We start from the raw sequence: 17,865 nt of genomic DNA, 5'->3' as shown, positions 1-17,865 counted from the left end.
CTGGTTGTGTGATACTATCCTGATACTAAAAAATCATCAAGGCACATCTAGCACAGCAATCTCATGAAAAAGTAAACATTCAAGGATAGTCTTACTAAACAAATTTGCTTAGTAATAATTAAGACTTACCGAGCTCGAATAATGGAATACGAGAAAATAAAACGTGTCTACGACCGAAAAGCGATGAATTTTGGAAGAATGACATCACTTTGACATCACCTGCGGCAAAAAGCACTTGCTGGATGTGCAGGAAAATGGTAGCACGGTTTATTATCGAAGAATAATTTGAAAGCCCCGGAAAGCAACGAGAAATCGAAACTTTCCGGGGCTTTTTTGACATCGTGACATCACAAAACGGGCCGTGACATCACCTGTTTTCGGCCTGGCCGAGTGACATCAAATCAGAGTCATCGTTGTTAGAAGTGGGGGAGCCGATGGCCTCCAGCTTCGACACAAGCTCCTGCTGCTTGTTAGGGTACAAATGGGCATAGGTCCGCATGACGACGGGAACAGTATCGCCGATTCGCTTGGCTACCAGAACAATAGAGTACCCAAGTTCGATAGCATTTAAAACCAAAAGATTGAAAGAGATAGAAGGATTTGGTATACTGATAACCAAAGAAAATAGAAGCAGGAAAATATCTGGAGGATAAATCATGTTTATCTACCAAGGAAGCATCATCGCAAACTTTTTAGGACAGAACGGAAGACAGTATAAGATACCTGTATATCAAAGAAACTATGAATGGTCTTGGGAGCAGTGCGATAAGCTGTTCGAGGATGTTGTGACAGCTGGGCAGAGAAATCAGCTGCATTTTTGTGGTTCAATCGTTTTTAAGCCGATTGCACCAACGAAAGGCATTGGGAATAACATCGTAATTGATGGACAACAGCGGTTGACAACAATCTATATTTTGCTCAAAGCCCTGTCCGACATGGCTCAAAACGATAGCGAGAAGATGCTGCCACAGGGGGCAATCTTTAACACTGACCAGTACAATCAGTTTCAGCTAGATGAAACGAGCAAGATGAAATTGAAACCAGCAAAAGATAACAATGACCAGCTGTTGGATTTGATTTATGACAAACACGACAAAATTGACACAACCTGCGAAATTTATCGAAATTATGAACACTTCTGCGATTTGATAAGAGGAAAACAGGCTGAAGGCATAACGGTTTCTGATATTTACCGTGGGATAGGGTTGCTGACAGTAGCTGTGATTCAACTTGATGATAACGATAATGCGCAGGAAATCTTTGAGAGAATTAACTCGACTGGTATACCGCTGAGCTTATCGGATAAAATTCGCAACTTTGTGTTGATGACAGAGGTTGATCAGGATAGGCTGTATGAAAGCTACTGGTTGAAGGCTGAGCAGATACTGTCCAGAGACCAGTTGGAGGGATTTTTTCTTGATTATCTGAACTTCAAAATGGATGGATTCACCAAAGAGAGTACCGCCTATGATGACTTTAAGGCACTCTATGTGCGGGGACGTTACACCAACGAAACCATGCTGGGTGAAATTTTACACTATGCGCAGCAGTACCATGCTTTCTATTGCGGTGACAAGTTACACTTGAGCAATGAAGCTAATCAGTTTCTCGACAGCATAAGGAAACTGAACCAGACGACAGTGTACATTTTTTTGTTCAGCGTGTTTGACGACTTTGAGGCTGGTGTGATCGATGATGAAACGCTCTGCAAGGTTCTACGACTGCTGCTGAATTACAGTATCCGCCGCTTGATTTGTGAAGTGGGTTCGAACTCGCTGCGTGGCTTATATAAGACTCTTTATGGACGTGTGTTCAATCGACCGGAAAATAAGAACAATTACTATGATGCTATTGTGTCCTTCCTGCTGCAGCTGACATCTAAGGATGTGATGCCCAGCGATGCGGAGTTCGTAGTAGCATTGAAAGAACGTAATCTTTATCGGAAGAACGCGCTGTGTAAGTATCTGCTTGTGGCAATCGAAAATCAGGGAAAAGAGCAAATTAAGACAGATGCTCTGACCATCGAGCATATCATGCCGCAGAACAAGAATCTATCGACTGCATGGCAGAAAATGCTCGGCAGTGATTGGGAACTGGTGCGAGAGCGGTATCTGCACACATTGGGCAATTTGACGCTGACGGGCTATAATAGTGAACTGGGTGATTTGCCTTTTGCAGAAAAACTCGATATGCTGTCAGATAAAAACACTCATGTGACTGTTCTTTATAGTGATGTGAAGGACAAGACAGAGTGGAATGCACAGACAATAGAGGCTCGTTCGGAGCGGTTGTCCAAGAAGGTATTAAAACTATTTCCTATTGAACTTCCCACAACGAAAATCGACTTTTCTGACCCACGTTATCAACTGTATACAGTGGCTGACCCACATAATGCAACCTATAAGTGGGTGAACTATTACGAGCTGCTAGGTGAAAGGGTCAATGTGGATAGCTTTGCTCTTATGGTTCGCTCAGTGGCTGGTAAGCTGTACAACTTGAACAGCAGCATTATTGATCGTATGGCGCGAAGTCTGGAAGTATTCCCAGCGTGGCAAAATCCCGTATTTGCTTACGATAAGGACGCTATCCGAAATGCGGTAAAGCTGAAAAATGACAGCGATATTTACATCAGTACTGGATATTCTGCGTATGACTGCATCTGCTTTATCAAGGCACTTCTGAAGAAATATGACCTTGATTTGGAAGAGGATTTTGTTTACAGTGCTCGGCCCAGCAATATTGGAACAGGTATTAACCGTCTGGCGATGGCGCAAAAGTGGTGCGAGAAGCAGGCAGAAGCTGGAAGGATTGAATTTGATGCAGATACCTGTGAAGGTCGGTATGTCCGCTTTACAACACCGTTTCTGAATCAGGCGATACCTACAAACAAGGATGTGCTTAGCCCCTGGAGAACGAGCAATTACTATTTCTATGAGATCACGAACTTTAAGAACGAACTGTATGTGCAGCTCTATTTCTACTGCAAGGGTATTACAGATGAGATGCGGACTGCATTTTTGAGAATGGCAGAACTGACGGATGGCGGAAAGCTGACACAAGGCTATCGGCTGTTCTTCAAATCAACGGTTTTTGCTAACAGTGAGAACGACACGGAAGAAGTCATTATGAGTCAATTGGACAAGTGCCTTGAAGAAATCCATAACTTTGAAGCACCGATTCAGTCAAAGTGGAATTCCTAAAAGACGGTTGCATCCTGAACGTAAATACGTTATAATACTCACAGAGATCCCGCTGGTTGTGTGATACTATCCTGATACCAAAAAATCAGCAAGCCACATCTACCACGGCAATCTCATGGAAAAGTGAACATCCAAGAACAGATGCACCAAACAAATTTGTTTAGTTTTGAAACAAACCTACCGAGCTCGAATAACGTTTCACAAAAATCAATCACAAGCCCCCGTCAGCAGGTGTTGGCGGGGGCTTGTGCATCTAGCGGGCCTTGATAAGTTGCGCGGCGTATGCTATGATTTTAGCAGTCATAATGTGTTCCGCTGCGACGTCCCGCCATTCAGCGCGGGCTGCGGATGATCGACCACCACCGCCAGCCCGACCGGAAACGGCTCGGACGGCACAGCATGAGAAAGGGAGAAAAAAACCATGGCACAAACGATTCGAACCGCAGTCGAGCAGGATCTCGACGCCATTGCAGCGGTGGAGGCAGAGTGCTTCCCGGCGGCAGAGGCAGCGTCCCGTGCAGAATTTGCCGAGCGGCTGCGGTATTATGGGGACCATTTCTGGCTCCTGTGGGAGGACGAAACACTCGCAGCCTTTGTGGACGGCATGGTCACGGACGCGGCAGACCTGACCGATGCAATGTACGCAGATGCCTCGCTCCACAACGAAAACGGTGCATGGCAGATGATCTTTGGGGTCAACACGCTGCCGGAATACCGGCGGCGCGGCCTGGCCGGGCAATTGCTGGAAACGGCCATTGCAGCGGCAAAACAGCAGGGAAGAAAGGGCCTTGTGCTCACCTGCAAGGACAAACTGGTGCATTATTACGCCCGATTCGGCTTTGTCAACGAGGGCGTTTCCGGGTCTGCGCACGGCGGCGTGACATGGTATCAGATGCGGCTGACGTTCTGAATGCTATCAAATTCCGCTCCTTTTAGAACGGTCAAAAATGAATCTTTTTCTCTTCTGAAACGTCATGCGACTCCTCCCCAATGGAGGAAAACTGTGATATAATAATTCTGTTGTGCCCGGTTGCAAGCTGCAAAAGGCAGACCGGGGCAAATGGATTACAGAGGAGAACATTTTATCATGGAACGTGAGACCCTAAAATCGCGGCTGGGCTTCATCCTGCTCTCGGCGGGCTGTGCCATCGGCATCGGAAACGTCTGGAAATTCCCCTATATGGCGGGGCAGGGCGGCGGCGGTGCCTTCGTGCTGTTCTATCTGCTGTTCCTCATCATTCTGGGCCTGCCCATTATGACCATGGAGTTTGCAGTGGGCCGCGCCAGCCGCAAAAGCCCGGTGCGCGCCTATCAGGCGCTGGAAAAGCCGGGCCAGAAGTGGCACATCCACGGCTATTTCACCCTCATCGGCTGTTATCTGCTGATGATGTTCTACACCACCGTTGCAGGCTGGATGCTGCACTATTTTTACATGACTGCCACCGGAAAGCTGGCCGGTCTGAATGCAGACCAGGTATCAAATGCCTTCAGCGAGATGCTGGCAAGCCCCGGCATCATGGCGTTCTGGATGATCTTCGTGGTGGCGTTCGGCATCCTGGTCTGTGCCAAGGGCCTGCAGAATGGTCTGGAGCGGGTGACCAAGGTCATGATGATCGCTCTGCTCGTCATCATGGTCATTCTGGCCGTCAACAGTCTATTCATGCCCGGCGCTAAGGAGGGCCTGCGCTTCTATCTCGTGCCGGACTTTGCCCGCATGAAAGAAGTCGGTGTGGTCAATACGCTGGTGGGTGCCATGAATCAGGCTTTCTTCACCCTGAGCCTTGGCATCGGTGCCATGTCCATCTTCGGCAGCTACATCGGCAAGGAACACGCTTTGCTGGGCGAGTCCATCCGCATCGTGGCGCTGGATACCTTCGTGGCCATCACGGCTGGCCTCATCATCTTCCCGGCCTGCTTCACCTACGGTGTGGACCAGACCGCCGGTCCCAGCCTGATCTTCATCACCCTGCCCAACATCTTCGCCAACATGGCGATGGGCCGGCTGTGGGGCAGCCTGTTTTTCCTGTTCATGGCCTTTGCGGCGCTTTCCACCGTGCTGGCCGTCTTCGAGAACATCATCTGCTGCGGCATGGAGCTGACCGGCTGCTCCCGCAAAAAGTCCAGCCTTGTGAACCTGTTCCTCATCGCGGCGCTGTCCATGCCCTGTGTGCTGGGGTACAATGTGTGGAGCTGGGACGGCTTTGCAGTCTTCGGCGGTGCGGTGCTGGATTTTGAGGACTTCCTCGTCAGCAATCTGTTCCTGCCGCTGGGCTCGCTGGTCTATCTGCTGTTCTGCGTTTCCCGTTGCGGCTGGGGCTGGAAGAACTACAAACAGGAAGTCAACACCGGCGAAGGCCCCAAGATGCAGGACTGGATGCGCGGCTATCTGACCTATGGTCTGCCGCTGATCGTTCTGTTCATCTTTGCCTTCGGCCTCTACGACAAATTCTTTGCGTAATGTACATTCGAAAGGGCGGACTCTTCGCATCGGGGAGCCCGCTTTTTTCAAAAGAAGGGGACACCGACCATGCACATGTTGATCTGTGATGACGACGCGCGGTTTGCCGCACGGGTGGAGCAGCTGGTCCGGGCCTGTCTCGGCCAGCGGGAGATCCCGGCGGAGATCGTGGTCTGCACCAGCGGCGAAGAAGCATTGGCCGTGCCGGATCTGGAACTGTATCAGGTGGCGCTGCTGGATGTGGATCTGGATACCATGAACGGCATCTCGCTGGGGCGTCAGCTGCGGGAGCGCAGCCCGGAGATCCGCCTGATCTACATTTCGGCCTATCTGGAATTTGCCCCGGAGGGCTACACAGTCCAGGCGTTCCGGTACATCCTCAAACGGGACCTGGAACGGATGCTGCCCAGCTGCCTGGAGGCGCTCTTCCACGAAAAGATCGCCCGCAGCCGCAAGGTGCTGACCATCCGGCAGAACCGCACCAGCATCGAGTTGCCCTACGACAGCATCTACTGCCTGGAAAGTGACCTGCGCAAGGTCAATGTCTATGGGGATGTGCCGCATCAGCCGCTCTGCTCCTATTACGGCAAGCTGACCGATCTGCCGCAGGCGCTGTTCGAGAACGGCTTTCTGCGAGTGGGGCGGAGCGATGTGGTCAACATGCGCTACATCCGCCAGATCAGCGGGTACAAGGTCACGATGCGCAACGGGGTGGAACTGAGCGTCAGCCGGAACGGCTATGCGGCCATCCGGGAGACCTATCTGGAATGGAAGGGGCAGTTTGGCGATGAATGAGATATCCTGGTTCTTCATCGGGCACATGGTCTGCGTGTCGCAGTGGGCCGCCTTCCTGCTGGTGGATCGCGCTTACCTCGGCAAAGGGCGGGTGAAGCATGTCGGGTTCTGGAGCGTTGTTCTGGTAGCCGGGATGCTGGCGTTCAGTCTGATCTTCCAGATCGGCTTTTTCACGCTGGAGACCGTCTGGTACAATGTGGGCTATGTGCTGCTGTCCACCCTGCTGTTCGGCGGGACGCTGCCCCAGAAGCTGACCGCCGCCCTCATCAACGGCACCATGTGCCTGCTCTCCGAAAACACGGTCCGCTATGTGGTCTCCTGGGTGACCGGAACGTCGCTTCAGGTGGTCTGGCAGCGGCCCGGATGTCTGGTGACCATGACGCTCACGAACCTCATCGTGGGCGTGGTGGTGGCCTATTTCTCGCACCAGTGGAAGGATGAGCGGGCGCTCGAATCCCCGCAGGCGCTGGTCATGTCCTTTTTTCCCGGCATCGTTGTGGTGCTGAACGTGGTCCTGATGATCTCGGTGAAGGACGAACCCGCCGACTCCCTCATGCTGCTGCTGACGCTGGGCCTGACGGTGGCGGTGCTCCTCCACATGTACATCGTTCAGATGTTCAATCAGCAGATGGCCCGGCAGCAGGAGCTTCATGTGCAGACGGCGCTGGAGCGAGAGCGGGCTGAAGCGCTGATGGACTCCTACACCACCCAGCGCCGCCTGACCCACGAGTTCACCAACCACATCGAGGCGCTGACGCTCTTGCTGCAACAGGGCGAATACGAGGAAGCCAAGGCGTACCTTGCCACGGTCACAAAGATCATCGCGGCCCATACCACCATTATGAACACGCACAACCCGCTGCTGGATGCGCTGCTGAGCAAAAAATACGAGGAGGCCACCTGCAAGGGGGTCATGCTCTACTTTGACCTGCCCGACCTGCGGGCGATTCCGCTCGAAAAGACCGACCTTGTGATGGTCGTCTCCAACCTGCTCAACAACGCCATCGACGCTGCCGCCCAAGCCGACCCGCCGGAAGTCTATTTCCGGATGCGGAAAACGGAGGAGGAACTGCTGCTGTCCGTTCGCAACCGGGTCCGGGAGGATCTGGACCTGCCGGACGGTCAGCTCCCGCGCAGCACCAAAAAGGAGCCGGGCCACGGTATCGGCCTGTGGAATGTGACGGATGTGCTCCGCAAGTATCAGGGAGAGTACGCCATCAGCTGCCGGGATAAATGGTTCCGGTTCACCTGTTCGGTGCCGGTGCACAGAATATGACATCCTCCCCCGCAGAATATGACATTTTGCGTGAAAATTGGGTGAATATTTGCTATAATTTAGGCAGGAATAAGGCAGAGGGCCAAGAACGGCGCATTGCGGCCGGGGAGCGATCCGGAAGCGCGGAACGGGTTCATGCGGCACCGCAGAGCGTGTGGCGGTGCAGGCGGCCTTGTCTGGTAAAAGTCCTGACGAAGCTCTTGACGGGGATCGGGGGGTTGCTGTTCATAGAGACTCTTCCAAATGCTGCTTCTTCCGGCATCGTTGTGTGGGAACGGGGTGCCGGAGCAGAGAGGCAGCAGCGATGAGAGCTTCGGATGGGACTTTTTTGTTTGAGATCAGGCCGGAGCCCTTGTCAAAGAGGCTCCGGTCTTTTATCGCAAGTCAAGAAATTAGTGCAACATTCAAACAACATATAATAAAAATAATCCTATTGTTTTTGGCAAATTGAGAGGTGTTATGATGTATATTGATTTTATCAAAAATAAATATCCTGACATTCCAGATATTGATCGGCAGGCGTACATAGACAGAGATAAGAAGGCCTTGATTAGTATTGTTCAAGAGAAAATCGCTCAAAACGCAGAGGAGATTGTAGAACGCTGGTATAAGTTAAGCGACATTGGATTTCTCCCTCAGGAAGAAAAATTTTTGGATCTGCTGAAAGAAGCAGAGCAACTATATAGTTTTGGTTTTTATACGGGAACAATTGCAGTTGTTGGAATTGCTTGCGAAGAATACTGTAGATATTTAGTAGCAAAACATAAACTTGCAGATGTAAAAACTCAAGAAAAGCGAATAGACAAGTTGTATCAAGACGGAGTAATTACAAGCGACATAAAAGATGCACTACATACTGTTCGAAAATTGCGAAACGATTGCATGCACTACAATATTTCCTTTAAGCAGTTAGACGAAAACGAGTTAGAGCAACACGCCTTTGATATGATTGTCCAGTACAAAGCTTGCTTACATCCGTTAGCAATTAAAGTGGATGATAGAAGCGAGGAAGATCTTATTGCGGATTTTGTTAAGGCAAAAAAATCGAATTTAAGAGAATATCTTTACAAACATAGAAATATTTTGCATCAAACAAAAGACATCAATCTGCAAATTAGCCCCAATGTGGAAAAAATGATTTTTGTATCAGTTTACTATATTGACGAAATAGACATTTCAGAGCACTTCCACGAGATGACATTGATTGATCTAAATAATCCTTATCCAGTTGTGGTTGATTTAACATTGCCACAATGTGAAATGATAAAAAATCTAAAGTTAAAAGAAGGCAACCTGATTACAGCCACCCTAACTTCAGCAGTTTCGAGTATTGGTCAAACAGAAGAATGGTTGTTATTGAAAATAGATGATATTTCTCGAATGATATATAATTTGGAAGATATTTTTCCTTCGTGAGAACGTGAGAAATTATTTGTTTGCCCATAACAAGGTTAACCATCTACGCATTTAGGGGGCAAAAAGCCCACAGAAATCAAGGCATTTCGGCGTTGGTCGGTGGGGTGGCAGAATGATTTATCAAATCCCTGTCGGAACGGGCTTTGAAATGCGTGGGAAAATGTTTCCGGCGCTGGTTTTCCTGCCGGTTCTGTGGTATGCTGGAATAAGACAAAAAACGACAGGAGTTGACACGATGGCTGAACAGGAAATGTTACTGGACACTGATACCATCAGGGCCGCCGTCGCCGGTGAGAAGTGGGCCAAAGAAAAGGTGATCGAACACTACACCCCTATGATCGACGAGCTGACTGTTGACGAAGATATGAGGCAGCACCTTATTTTGAAGCTGCTGGAAGAACTGCCACACTTCCCGATGGGGCAGGCATAAGAAAAAAGAGCGCCGGACGCAGAGGCCATGTAGCCCCCGCGCCCGGCGCTTTTCGTTTTATTAAACACACTGGTTTCGACTTCACTTAAAATATGATATAATTTTACCAGTTATTATTGATATTGCTAAGGGGGATAGGATGTAGTCCCAATCCTCCGGCAAGGACAGCATTTGTGACAGCAGGCCCTTGGCTTTCAGGGACAGGGCTTTGTTCCGCAGGTGGTGGTTGGACATCACCGTATAGCCTTTGTTCTTCTCCACGCGGAATACTGCCATATCATCGTCAGCTCCTTTCACTGTGAATTTGACCGCAGCAAGGGCGGTCAGCTTGCCCGGCTGATAGGGACACTCTGCATACACGCAGTATTGATATTTCCAATCCGGGCGATGGAAGCGGCAACTGCCGCAATCCTCCGGCACGTTCGCCCCGCCGCCGTCGTAGTGATCGAAACTGGGCTATTCCTGCATCAGCCGTTCAAAGGCCCGGTCTTGGCCGGAAGTAAAGTACATGGCGTCGCCTCCTTTCTGAATTTGGGCATGAAAAAAGCCGCAGACTTTTTTCAAAATCTGCGGCAAAGCCTATGAGGAAAGGACACCGTTCTCACGATATCCTTTCCATTCTGAACATTCATTTTTTTGTGTTCCCACACTCCATATCAATGACTACTGAAACGGTGATATAGTCCTCAATACGCTTATTACGGAATTTATCGCCCTCGCCATCGAACACAACATGACGAGAAAACAACGTAAAACAGATGATTTCCACTAGATTTCTCTTTGTAGAGAAACTATCGCTTCGGTATGACTTTCGTTGTCCAAACACAGATCGATATCTTTTTCAACGATGGGCAGTCTGAATTTGATGGATTTGAGCCACTGACCGTTGGACTGACGCTCCGGGTAGATCTGAATTTCAGAAATCAGATGTTCCATCAGCTTTTTGCGTTCAAGGGGATTCATCACATTGTAGAGCTTTTCAAAGCAGATGAGAACTTTGTAAATGTTATCGCCCGTGATTTTATCCGCTTCGATAGCCTGCTTCTTTGCCCGGGCATCCATCAGGTTGTTTTCGGCTTCCTCGATTTTATCGTACATCCTGTAAAGCCGCTCGTCAAGGTCAGATTTGCGGATGATGTAATGGCGGTCATCCGGGTCAAGTGTGTCGATCTCCTCCATAATTTTGGACTTGACGGAGTAATACTGCCGCAGCATTTTTTCGGCGGCGGCAATTTCCTGTTCAATGGCAGTGGTGTCTACTTTGCTGTTGATTTTCTCCTGCATCATGGCGGCAAACTTTGGATTGCTGACCAGTTTGATGATAACCTCCACCACGGCGTTGTCCAGAACTTCTTCCTGAATTTGCTTGTTGAAATCACATTTTTGCCCATGTTGCATCTTGCGATGCTTGCAACTGTAATAAGAGAAAGATTTATAGGGTGTGCCATCTTTCTTTCGTTTGGTGCATTTGTTGCTGTACATTCCAGCACCGCAAATGGGGCACTTGACAAGGGCGGATAATAAATGCGCCTGTTCCGTCTTGCTGCGGTTGACTGGTTCGTATCGTTTGGATTGCGCCAACAGCTTGACCTGTGCGGCGTTCCACAATTCTTCCGATACGATGCCCTCGTGCAGGCCGTCCACCAGTAAATAATTCTCCTGTGGAACCTGATGATATTCGTTCCGAGTGCCGTGAATCTTTTCGAGTTTGCGGCGACCAAAGGCGATTTTTCCGCAGTAGACGGGGTTCTTCAGGATGGCACGAATCAACGTTGCGCTGAAAAGGGGAGAGGTGCCATTTTGACGGGCAAGTTTCTGAAAGCCGTGGGTCTCCAGATATTTGGAAAGACCATTTGCACCTGTGTCGGTGTTTACATATTGCTCAAAAATCGTGCGAATGGCAGGGGCTTCATCCTCATTGATTTGCAGCACACCGTCAACCAAACGATAGCCATAAGGCGCAAAACCGCCGTTCCAACGACCTTCCCTTGCTTTCTGGATACGACCTTCCATAGTTTGGACACGGATGTTCTCACGCTCGATCTCAGCGACAGCAGACAAAACGGAAATCATCAGCTTGCCAGCGTCTTTAGAAGAATCAAGGCCATCCTCCACGCAAATCAGGTTCACACCAAAATCCTGCATTACCTGCAGGGTAGACAGTACATCGGCAGCGTTGCGGCCAAAACGGGAGAGCTTGAACACCAGCACATAGGCAACACCATCCTTGCCGGATTTGATGTCCTCCATCATCCGGCAGAAAGAAGCACGGCCTTCAATGGATTTGCCCGATTTACCTGCATCCTCGTATTCGCCGACGATCTGGTAGTCATTGAAGCCTGCATAGGCTTTCATGCGGGCTTTCTGCGCATCCAGTGAATAGCCATCGATCTGCATGGCCGTGGAAACACGGGTGTAAATGTAAACCTTTGTCTTTTCCTGTAACATAAGAAAACCTCATAAAACGGCTATTTCTTGCCTGTTTTCTGCTCCAAAAACTTAATGGAATCCAGGTAATCCTGCTCCACATCGCTGAGGGTTTTAGCCTTGTATTTCCGATATTCGGTAGCAGCCTTGTCCACTGCCTGCTTGTGAGTAACGCTGCCATTGCCAATAAGCAACTGTTCACCGCTCATAGTCAGGATGCGGTCAAGGTGGTTTGCCCAATCCTGCATTGTCATGGGCTGTTCACGTTCTGCCTGACGTTCTGCGAAATCCAGATAACCGGAAACCAACTGCCCCATAGCACGAAGCTCTTTTTCGTTCAGATAGTTTTTGGCAATAGTAGCTTCTCGTAAAGTGGGCTGGTTTCCTGCAAAAGTGGTCAGACCCATAAATTCCTTTTCGGCATCTGCACGGTTGTAAATGACCTCGGCGGCAGTCTGACCGTGGATGGCATAATGAATTTTATTCTGGACTTTTTTGAAGAACTGGACGGAGATTTCTGCTTTTGGGTCGTAGTCAATGCTGGTTGCATAGATTTCCAGAACCTGACGATAAAACACTTTTTCGGAAGCACGGATGTCACGGATGCGTTCTAACAGCTCTTTGAAATATCCACCGCCGCCCAGATTTTTCAGGCGTTCGTCATCCAGCGCAAATCCCTTGCGCATATATTCCTTCAGGATGCCAGTTGCCCAGATACGGAACTGTGTGCCTCGTTTGGATTTGACACGATAACCAACAGAAATAATGACGTCAAGATTGTAGAATTCGACCTGATAGGTCTTTCCGTCTGCGGCAGTTGTTGCAAATTTTGCAACAACTGAATCTCGTTCAAGCTCACCCTCTGCAAAAATGTTTTTGATGTGACGGGAAATTGTGGATTTGTCACGTTGGAACAACTCAGCCATCTGGTCAATGGAAAGCCAGACGGTGTCACCGTCAAAGGTAGTATCAATTTTGGTCAGGCCATCTTCTGTGGTGTAAATGAGGATGGAATTTTTAGGAGAGTCATCTGGACGATTCATTTTAAGTACCTCGTTCCGTGTATGTAGTACAGTGGAGAGGAAGACCCTACCACTGTGTTGGGACAAGTATTACAAGAATATTATATCATGCTGCAATGGTGGTATCAACAGCATCTTGTTGATTTTCGTTGTTTGATAAGGATTCTGCTTTGTCTATCTCCAAGACAGATGCGTACTTCTCAATCACATCAGCTAGAAAGATTGCGAATGCGCTCCATTCATCGAGTGTGGGCGTAGAGCAGTCCGAAGAGGAAGGGCCGGTTTCTGTACGGTGGCAATTATTCAATAGGCAGCTCCATTTCCTTGTAGCAGAACTTTGACTGTCCTGCGAATTTTAGAAACATCCCTTGATTCATCCGATCAAAAGTTTCAGTCGCTCCAGCTTTTCCTGCGCTGTTTCTTTGCGGAAACTCACGCCGATGCAGGAGATTGGAACGCACATTTCCAGCAGGCGGTCATAAACGCGGGCATGAGCGGTATCCTGTGGGTGCCATATCTCGTCCAACGTCAGGTTGGTGGTAACGATCAGCGGTTTCCGGCTGCGGTATCGACTGTCCACGATGTTGTAGATCTGCTCCAGCGCGTACTCGGTACCTCTCTCCATGCCGAAATCGTCAATGATGAGCAGGGGATAGCGGCAAAGCTTGTCCACAATATTATTGCGCCCGGAAAAACTGCCGTTCAACTCGTTCAAGATCCGGGCAAAGCTCGTCATACGCACAGGCACTTCCTGCTCCATTAGAGCGTTTGCAATGCACCCGGCAAGGAAACTCTTTCCCGTGCCTACACCGCCCCAGAGAAGCAGTCCTAGGTTCTCTGAACGCATGGTCTGCCACTGCTCCACATAGCGATGTGCATGGTGCATCTGCGGGCTGCGCCCATTGTCGTTTTCAAATGTCCAGTCCAGCATTGCCGGGTCAGAAAATCCTTCTGCTTTCAGCCGCCGCACAAGATCGTTGTGCTTTTGCTGGTTGATAAGGGCTTCCTGCTTTGTCCTCTCGATGCGCTGGCAGCTGCATTCGATTGGGTGCTTTTTCTTGCCCATCAGGGCAACGCCTTTTGCAAAGAACGCTTCCCTTGGCGTATGACATTTTCCACAATAAAGCAGGCCGTCCTTGCCATAATAATCTTCGGAGATTTCGGGAATACTGGATGGGAGCTGTTCCAAAATTTTCTCAATCGTCTTTATAGGCTTTCTCCTTCCTTGAATGTGTAGTCCGGGATGCCCGGTGTCGATTTTTGTTTTACTTCCTGCCGCTTTGCCCAGATGCGCAGGGTAGCGGCATGGTTGGCATATTTTTTGCCGGTGGACTGGATATAAGCTGAAAGCTGTTCGACCAGGCTGTCCAGCCCGGAAAAGTCAGTCTTGAGCTGCTTGTACTCTTTTTCTGTCAGAAAGACACTACGATATTCTCCAAAGGTCAAATGAGCCTCTGCTGTTCTTATCAGGTGGTTATCAGTCAGGTCGTTCTTATTACGTTGGTTAGTGGAACACTTTTGTTCCATGGAAGGCATCATTTCTGTTCCATCGGACAGAACAAAATCGTTCCATGCAGAGGAACGTTTTTGCGCTATCGGAACTTTTACAAAGATGCTGTTGGGCACAGCAATGCGACTCCGTCTGCGCTCAATCAAATCGGCATCTTCCAGTGAACGCAACGCCCGTTTGATGCTCATGGTGCTGCATTGCAGAGCAGCGCTCAATGATAAAAGAGGGAAAATTACATAGACGAAGCCGCGCTCATCCGCCCAATTGTTCTTTTGAGAAAGCGTTGCCCGATCCAGCAGCAGGGTGTAGAGCAGTTTTGCTGTGTGGCTCAGGTCTGTATCCAGCAGAAAGCGTGGATAGGGTAGATATTGTGGCAAGGGCGTAGTGACAGTCAGGTAGTCGGAAATAGAATTCACCTCCAGTGTTTTTTCATCAAACAAATTTTTGGAAAGCATTTTACTGGCTGTTGGTAGTCTCCAGAAGATGCTGCCGATGCTGTTCTTTCAGATGCACAATATAGCTTTCTGCCTTTTGCAAAGCAGCAATAACTTTTGCTTCAATCTCTACATTTGTCAGAAGGTCGGGATACAGAGCAAAGCATTGTTCAAGACGGAAAATAAAGCTATCAGAGGCACTGTTGATTTCACTGAACATTCCTTCGGCATCGGCGACATGATCAACCGTTGCCATCTTTTCTCCTAGCTCACGAATGGTCTGGAGTTCGGTGCTGCGCTTTCCCGATGAAATAAAAGGTCGATTCTCCGAGAGTGGATCAGCCGTTTGGATCTTCGATGTGGCAGCACTAGAGAAATTGCGTTCGGTGACCTTGGAAAGCAATTCTAAATTTTCATAGGTGTCTGCACTATCGTCTGGTTTACCGTTTAACTTTTCCTCTCGCCACGTTGATACCACAGTGGGCAATGCTTCTGTGGGAGTTCCACGGATAATGGTAGCCTCTCGCTGGGATAGCTTAAGTTTGCCGGATAAGATTTCTTCCTGAATGCCGGGGCAGTATTTTTCCATCAGCTCAACGGTTTTCATGAACTGCTCGGCACGAATTACAAAAGAGGGACTTACATTATTTTCTTTGGCGATTCGTTCGGTCGTGTTTTCTACCGATGGCAAATTGTCAATTTGACAGTTTGCCACCTGCGTGTACTGATTGCCATGGTTTCCCCCACGAGTGGATTTTTCAGAGTGATACTGCTTTCCAATCAGAAACTTTTTCTGCTCGGGTGTCAGATTCCGACGACCCAGCTGATGTTTGCAAATCCATGCCAGAACATCTTCACGGGTTTCGCAGGTGCAGGAAATCGAACGGGTGGTATAAGGAATTTCCGGGTGCTGCTGGAGAATCTTATAGCGATTATGACCATCAACAAGAATGTTGCCCCAGACGATCAGGGGAGACAGGACTTCGCCCTCTGAAAGGATGTTTTCTTCCAGTTGCTGAAATTCTTCATCGGTCAATGCAGGAATCTGAGATTAAAATTCGGAATCAATGATAAATTCAAACTTGTTTTTCTTCATAGGCAAAATCTCCTTTCAAAAATTTATTGGTAGTTCAGCCGTTATCCCCGCATGGATTTCCTGCCCCCTTCCGGCGGCGTCTTCCGGCTCGCTCTTGTGAGATCATCGCCAGGTATTCCATGCGGACGGTCATTTGGTTCTCAAGGTTCAATGATAGATTTGAAACTAGGCTAACACATTCATGGGAGATTTTTTAGGACACATTATGTCTGGTTTTTACGAAAGTTGATTTGAATTTCTGCTAAAAATCGGACATTCAATGCCTGAACTGGTGTGAAAGCAATGAAGAATGTGCTTCTGTGGGCTTAGTGTATCACATCGTAAATTTTGTTTTTAGGAACTGGTAGTTCCGGTTTTTAAGGGATATGAAATGAATTTCAAGGCAAAATCGGAACTACTGGTTCTGGTTTTTCGTATCAACGTGATTTCAAATTTTGGGTGCCGTTCTCTCTGCACGGACTTCCTACCCCCTTCCAGCGGCGTTTTCCGGCTCTCCCTTGCGGGGTCATGGCCGGGTATCCTATGCAGATGGTCATTCGGTTCTCAAGGTTCGATGAAGGCTTGTAGAAAGCCTATCACAATCAAATAAGTATTTTTAGGACGTATCAGGTCCGGTTTTGAGGGAGAAAACCGGACTTGGGAGGTCCGGTTCTTGTGTACGGCTCTGGATAGAGCATACCATAAAATTGCTCGATTTTTTAGGAAGTGATACTTCCGCTTTTTGCCTTCAAAACCGGAAGTAATAGTTCTGGTTTTGTGCAATATTGAATGAATCAACGACAATTTTTCGAAAACGATTTTTTCTACAAGAAATTTGCTTATTCAGCGTCTGTTAAGATACGCAGTCGGCACAGTTTATGTGCTGAATATCGGGTTTTGGCGAAGCCCAACAATCGTTTTTGAAGTCGGGTTTGTAAAATCAGATTCAAAAATCGTGAGTTGGTACCAACTCGCCCTGCTTGCTGCGGATGCAAACGCAAAAACCTCCTGAGCAAAAAATAACCGTCCGCTTCAAGTTGAACTTGAAAACGGACGGTCTCGATTGCAAAATGATTTTCAAATTTTGGAAAGCACGTTGAGAGGTTTCATAGCACCCGCAAGCAATGCAGATGTATATACATCTGCTTATTTTGCTTTGCAAAATACTTGTTGGGAACACCCAAACCCTTGAACTGCATCCGGGGGATGCAGGCTGTTTTAAGCAAATAAAAAGGGAAAACTGTTTTACTTCTTGCGGAATTCCCCATACAGCCACTCTGCCAATGCCGACATAATAGCCTTATACTTGCTGGTGTCCTCAAACAGGGAAGAGAAGGTGTCCTGCGCTTCGAGATAGCTGTCCTGTGCGGCAGTGTCAAAGGCTTTGGGGAAGATGCTCTCGGTAAAGATCTGCGGGTCGGAGCTGCGCGCCAGCTTTGCCAGCTTCGGGTCGGCCAGCAGACGGTCATACAGGGCAGTAAGCAGCACCCGGTCGGCATTGGTGAACTCGCCCTTGAACTTCTCATTGATCTTCAAAATGATCTCGTCCAGCGGCTCCTTGGGGTCGTGCCCCAGAGCACCCTTCTGGGTGACCGGCTCGTAGACGCCTTTGGCGTGTTCCAACTCGATGGCACCGGCAAAGGTCTTTTGCAGCTTGTAATACTCCAGCTGCAATTTGCCCTCCAGATCCAGCGGAGAGACCTCGTCCGGCGGCAGTAGCTTGAGCAGGTAAGCGCAGAATACGTTCTCCTTGTGCAGCTCTTCATCGAACATCCGCGCCACCTGCGAAACGTAGCCGTACCACTTGACAAGGCTGCGCAGC

Annotated in this window: 14 protein-coding genes and 1 pseudogene; 7 read left to right on the top strand and 8 right to left on the bottom strand. The window is 48.8% G+C overall.

Annotated elements, in window-relative coordinates; all coding sequences use genetic code 11:
• Positions 1–367 precede the first annotated feature (367 nt).
• The gene (locus J3350_RS00860; protein ID WP_207685378.1) at positions 368–658 is read right to left on the bottom strand and encodes a hypothetical protein; all 291 of its coding nucleotides are present in this window, start codon (positions 656–658) and stop codon (positions 368–370) included.
• Between J3350_RS00860 and J3350_RS00855 the strand changes: the two genes are divergently transcribed.
• The 7 genes from J3350_RS00855 (at position 657) to J3350_RS14115 (ending at position 9,575) form a co-directional block, all read left to right on the top strand.
• A complete protein-coding gene (locus tag J3350_RS00855; RefSeq protein ID WP_207685377.1) occupies positions 657–3,200 on the top strand; it encodes a DUF262 domain-containing protein in 2,544 nt (847 codons plus the stop codon). The two genes, J3350_RS00860 and J3350_RS00855, sit on opposite strands and share 2 nt — an antisense overlap.
• A 421-nt stretch (positions 3,201–3,621) precedes the next feature.
• On the top strand, positions 3,622–4,110 hold the full coding sequence (locus tag J3350_RS00850) for a GNAT family N-acetyltransferase (RefSeq protein ID WP_207685376.1): 489 nt from the start codon (positions 3,622–3,624) through the stop codon (positions 4,108–4,110).
• A 177-nt stretch (positions 4,111–4,287) separates the two neighbouring features.
• Positions 4,288–5,658, top strand: a complete 1,371-nt coding sequence (locus tag J3350_RS00845) for a sodium-dependent transporter (RefSeq protein WP_207685375.1) — start codon at positions 4,288–4,290, stop codon at positions 5,656–5,658.
• 69 nt (positions 5,659–5,727) lie between these two features.
• Complete coding sequence (locus J3350_RS00840) at positions 5,728–6,453, top strand: LytTR family DNA-binding domain-containing protein (RefSeq protein WP_207685374.1); 726 nt, start codon at positions 5,728–5,730, stop codon at positions 6,451–6,453.
• Positions 6,446–7,729: a sensor histidine kinase gene (locus J3350_RS00835; protein WP_207685373.1), complete on the top strand. Its 1,284-nt coding sequence runs from the start codon at positions 6,446–6,448 to the stop codon at positions 7,727–7,729. Before J3350_RS00840 ends, J3350_RS00835 begins: the two co-directional genes overlap by 8 nt.
• Before the next feature lie 459 nt (positions 7,730–8,188).
• A complete protein-coding gene (locus tag J3350_RS00830; protein WP_207685372.1) occupies positions 8,189–9,145 on the top strand; it encodes a DUF4145 domain-containing protein in 957 nt (318 codons plus the stop codon).
• 112 nt (positions 9,146–9,257) lie between these two features.
• Positions 9,258–9,575 carry a helix-turn-helix domain-containing protein gene (locus J3350_RS14115; RefSeq protein ID WP_370569243.1) on the top strand — a complete coding sequence of 106 codons (318 nt, stop codon included), beginning with the start codon at positions 9,258–9,260 and terminating at the stop codon, positions 9,573–9,575.
• 120 nt (positions 9,576–9,695) lie between these two features.
• Here the strand turns inward: J3350_RS14115 and J3350_RS00820 are convergent.
• The 7 genes and pseudogenes from J3350_RS00820 to J3350_RS14110 form a co-directional block, all read right to left on the bottom strand.
• A pseudogene (locus J3350_RS00820) lies at positions 9,696–9,995 on the bottom strand (helix-turn-helix domain-containing protein); the annotation flags it as partial.
• A 348-nt stretch (positions 9,996–10,343) separates the two neighbouring features.
• Positions 10,344–12,023 (bottom strand): recombinase family protein, encoded by a 1,680-nt coding sequence (locus J3350_RS00815; RefSeq protein WP_207685371.1) that lies wholly within the window; start codon positions 12,021–12,023, stop codon positions 10,344–10,346.
• Positions 12,024–12,043: 20 nt separating this feature from the next.
• On the bottom strand, positions 12,044–13,045 hold the full coding sequence (locus J3350_RS00810) for a virulence RhuM family protein (RefSeq protein ID WP_207685370.1): 1,002 nt from the start codon (positions 13,043–13,045) through the stop codon (positions 12,044–12,046).
• 352 nt (positions 13,046–13,397) lie between these two features.
• Complete coding sequence (locus tag J3350_RS00805) at positions 13,398–14,234, bottom strand: ATP-binding protein (protein ID WP_207685634.1); 837 nt, start codon at positions 14,232–14,234, stop codon at positions 13,398–13,400.
• Entirely contained in the window at positions 14,231–14,989 is a 759-nt protein-coding gene (locus J3350_RS00800; protein ID WP_207685369.1) for a replication initiator protein A, read from the bottom strand. The genes J3350_RS00805 and J3350_RS00800 overlap by 4 nt, the downstream gene beginning before the upstream one ends.
• Position 14,990: 1 nt before the next feature.
• Complete coding sequence (locus tag J3350_RS00795; protein ID WP_207685368.1) at positions 14,991–16,004, bottom strand: hypothetical protein; 1,014 nt, start codon at positions 16,002–16,004, stop codon at positions 14,991–14,993.
• Positions 16,005–17,288: 1,284 nt separating this feature from the next.
• Complete coding sequence (locus tag J3350_RS14110) at positions 17,289–17,816, bottom strand: hypothetical protein (RefSeq protein WP_370569242.1); 528 nt, start codon at positions 17,814–17,816, stop codon at positions 17,289–17,291.
• Between the last annotated feature and the right edge of the window lie 49 nt (positions 17,817–17,865).

The sequence above is a fragment of the Faecalibacterium sp. Marseille-Q3530 genome (genome assembly GCF_017377625.1).
GTDB lineage: Bacteria > Bacillota > Clostridia > Oscillospirales > Ruminococcaceae > Faecalibacterium > Faecalibacterium prausnitzii_E.
This window is presented reverse-complemented; position numbering and strand designations above follow the sequence as displayed.

What these genes read in the sequence shown, in the direction of transcription:
- J3350_RS00855 (WP_207685377.1), top strand. Translation starts at nt 657, where the DNA reads ATGTTTATCTACCAAGGAAGCATCATCGCAAACTTTTTAGGACAGAAC.
- J3350_RS00860 (WP_207685378.1), bottom strand. Translation starts at nt 658, where the DNA reads ATGATTTATCCTCCAGATATTTTCCTGCTTCTATTTTCTTTGGTTATC.
- J3350_RS00850 (WP_207685376.1), top strand. Translation starts at nt 3,622, where the DNA reads ATGGCACAAACGATTCGAACCGCAGTCGAGCAGGATCTCGACGCCATT.
- J3350_RS00845 (WP_207685375.1), top strand. Translation starts at nt 4,288, where the DNA reads ATGGAACGTGAGACCCTAAAATCGCGGCTGGGCTTCATCCTGCTCTCG.
- J3350_RS00840 (WP_207685374.1), top strand. Translation starts at nt 5,728, where the DNA reads ATGCACATGTTGATCTGTGATGACGACGCGCGGTTTGCCGCACGGGTG.
- J3350_RS00835 (WP_207685373.1), top strand. Translation starts at nt 6,446, where the DNA reads ATGAATGAGATATCCTGGTTCTTCATCGGGCACATGGTCTGCGTGTCG.
- J3350_RS00830 (WP_207685372.1), top strand. Translation starts at nt 8,189, where the DNA reads ATGATGTATATTGATTTTATCAAAAATAAATATCCTGACATTCCAGAT.
- J3350_RS14115 (WP_370569243.1), top strand. Translation starts at nt 9,258, where the DNA reads ATGATTTATCAAATCCCTGTCGGAACGGGCTTTGAAATGCGTGGGAAA.
- J3350_RS00815 (WP_207685371.1), bottom strand. Translation starts at nt 12,023, where the DNA reads ATGTTACAGGAAAAGACAAAGGTTTACATTTACACCCGTGTTTCCACG.
- J3350_RS00810 (WP_207685370.1), bottom strand. Translation starts at nt 13,045, where the DNA reads ATGAATCGTCCAGATGACTCTCCTAAAAATTCCATCCTCATTTACACC.
- J3350_RS00800 (WP_207685369.1), bottom strand. Translation starts at nt 14,989, where the DNA reads ATGCTTTCCAAAAATTTGTTTGATGAAAAAACACTGGAGGTGAATTCT.
- J3350_RS14110 (WP_370569242.1), bottom strand. Translation starts at nt 17,816, where the DNA reads ATGTTCGATGAAGAGCTGCACAAGGAGAACGTATTCTGCGCTTACCTG.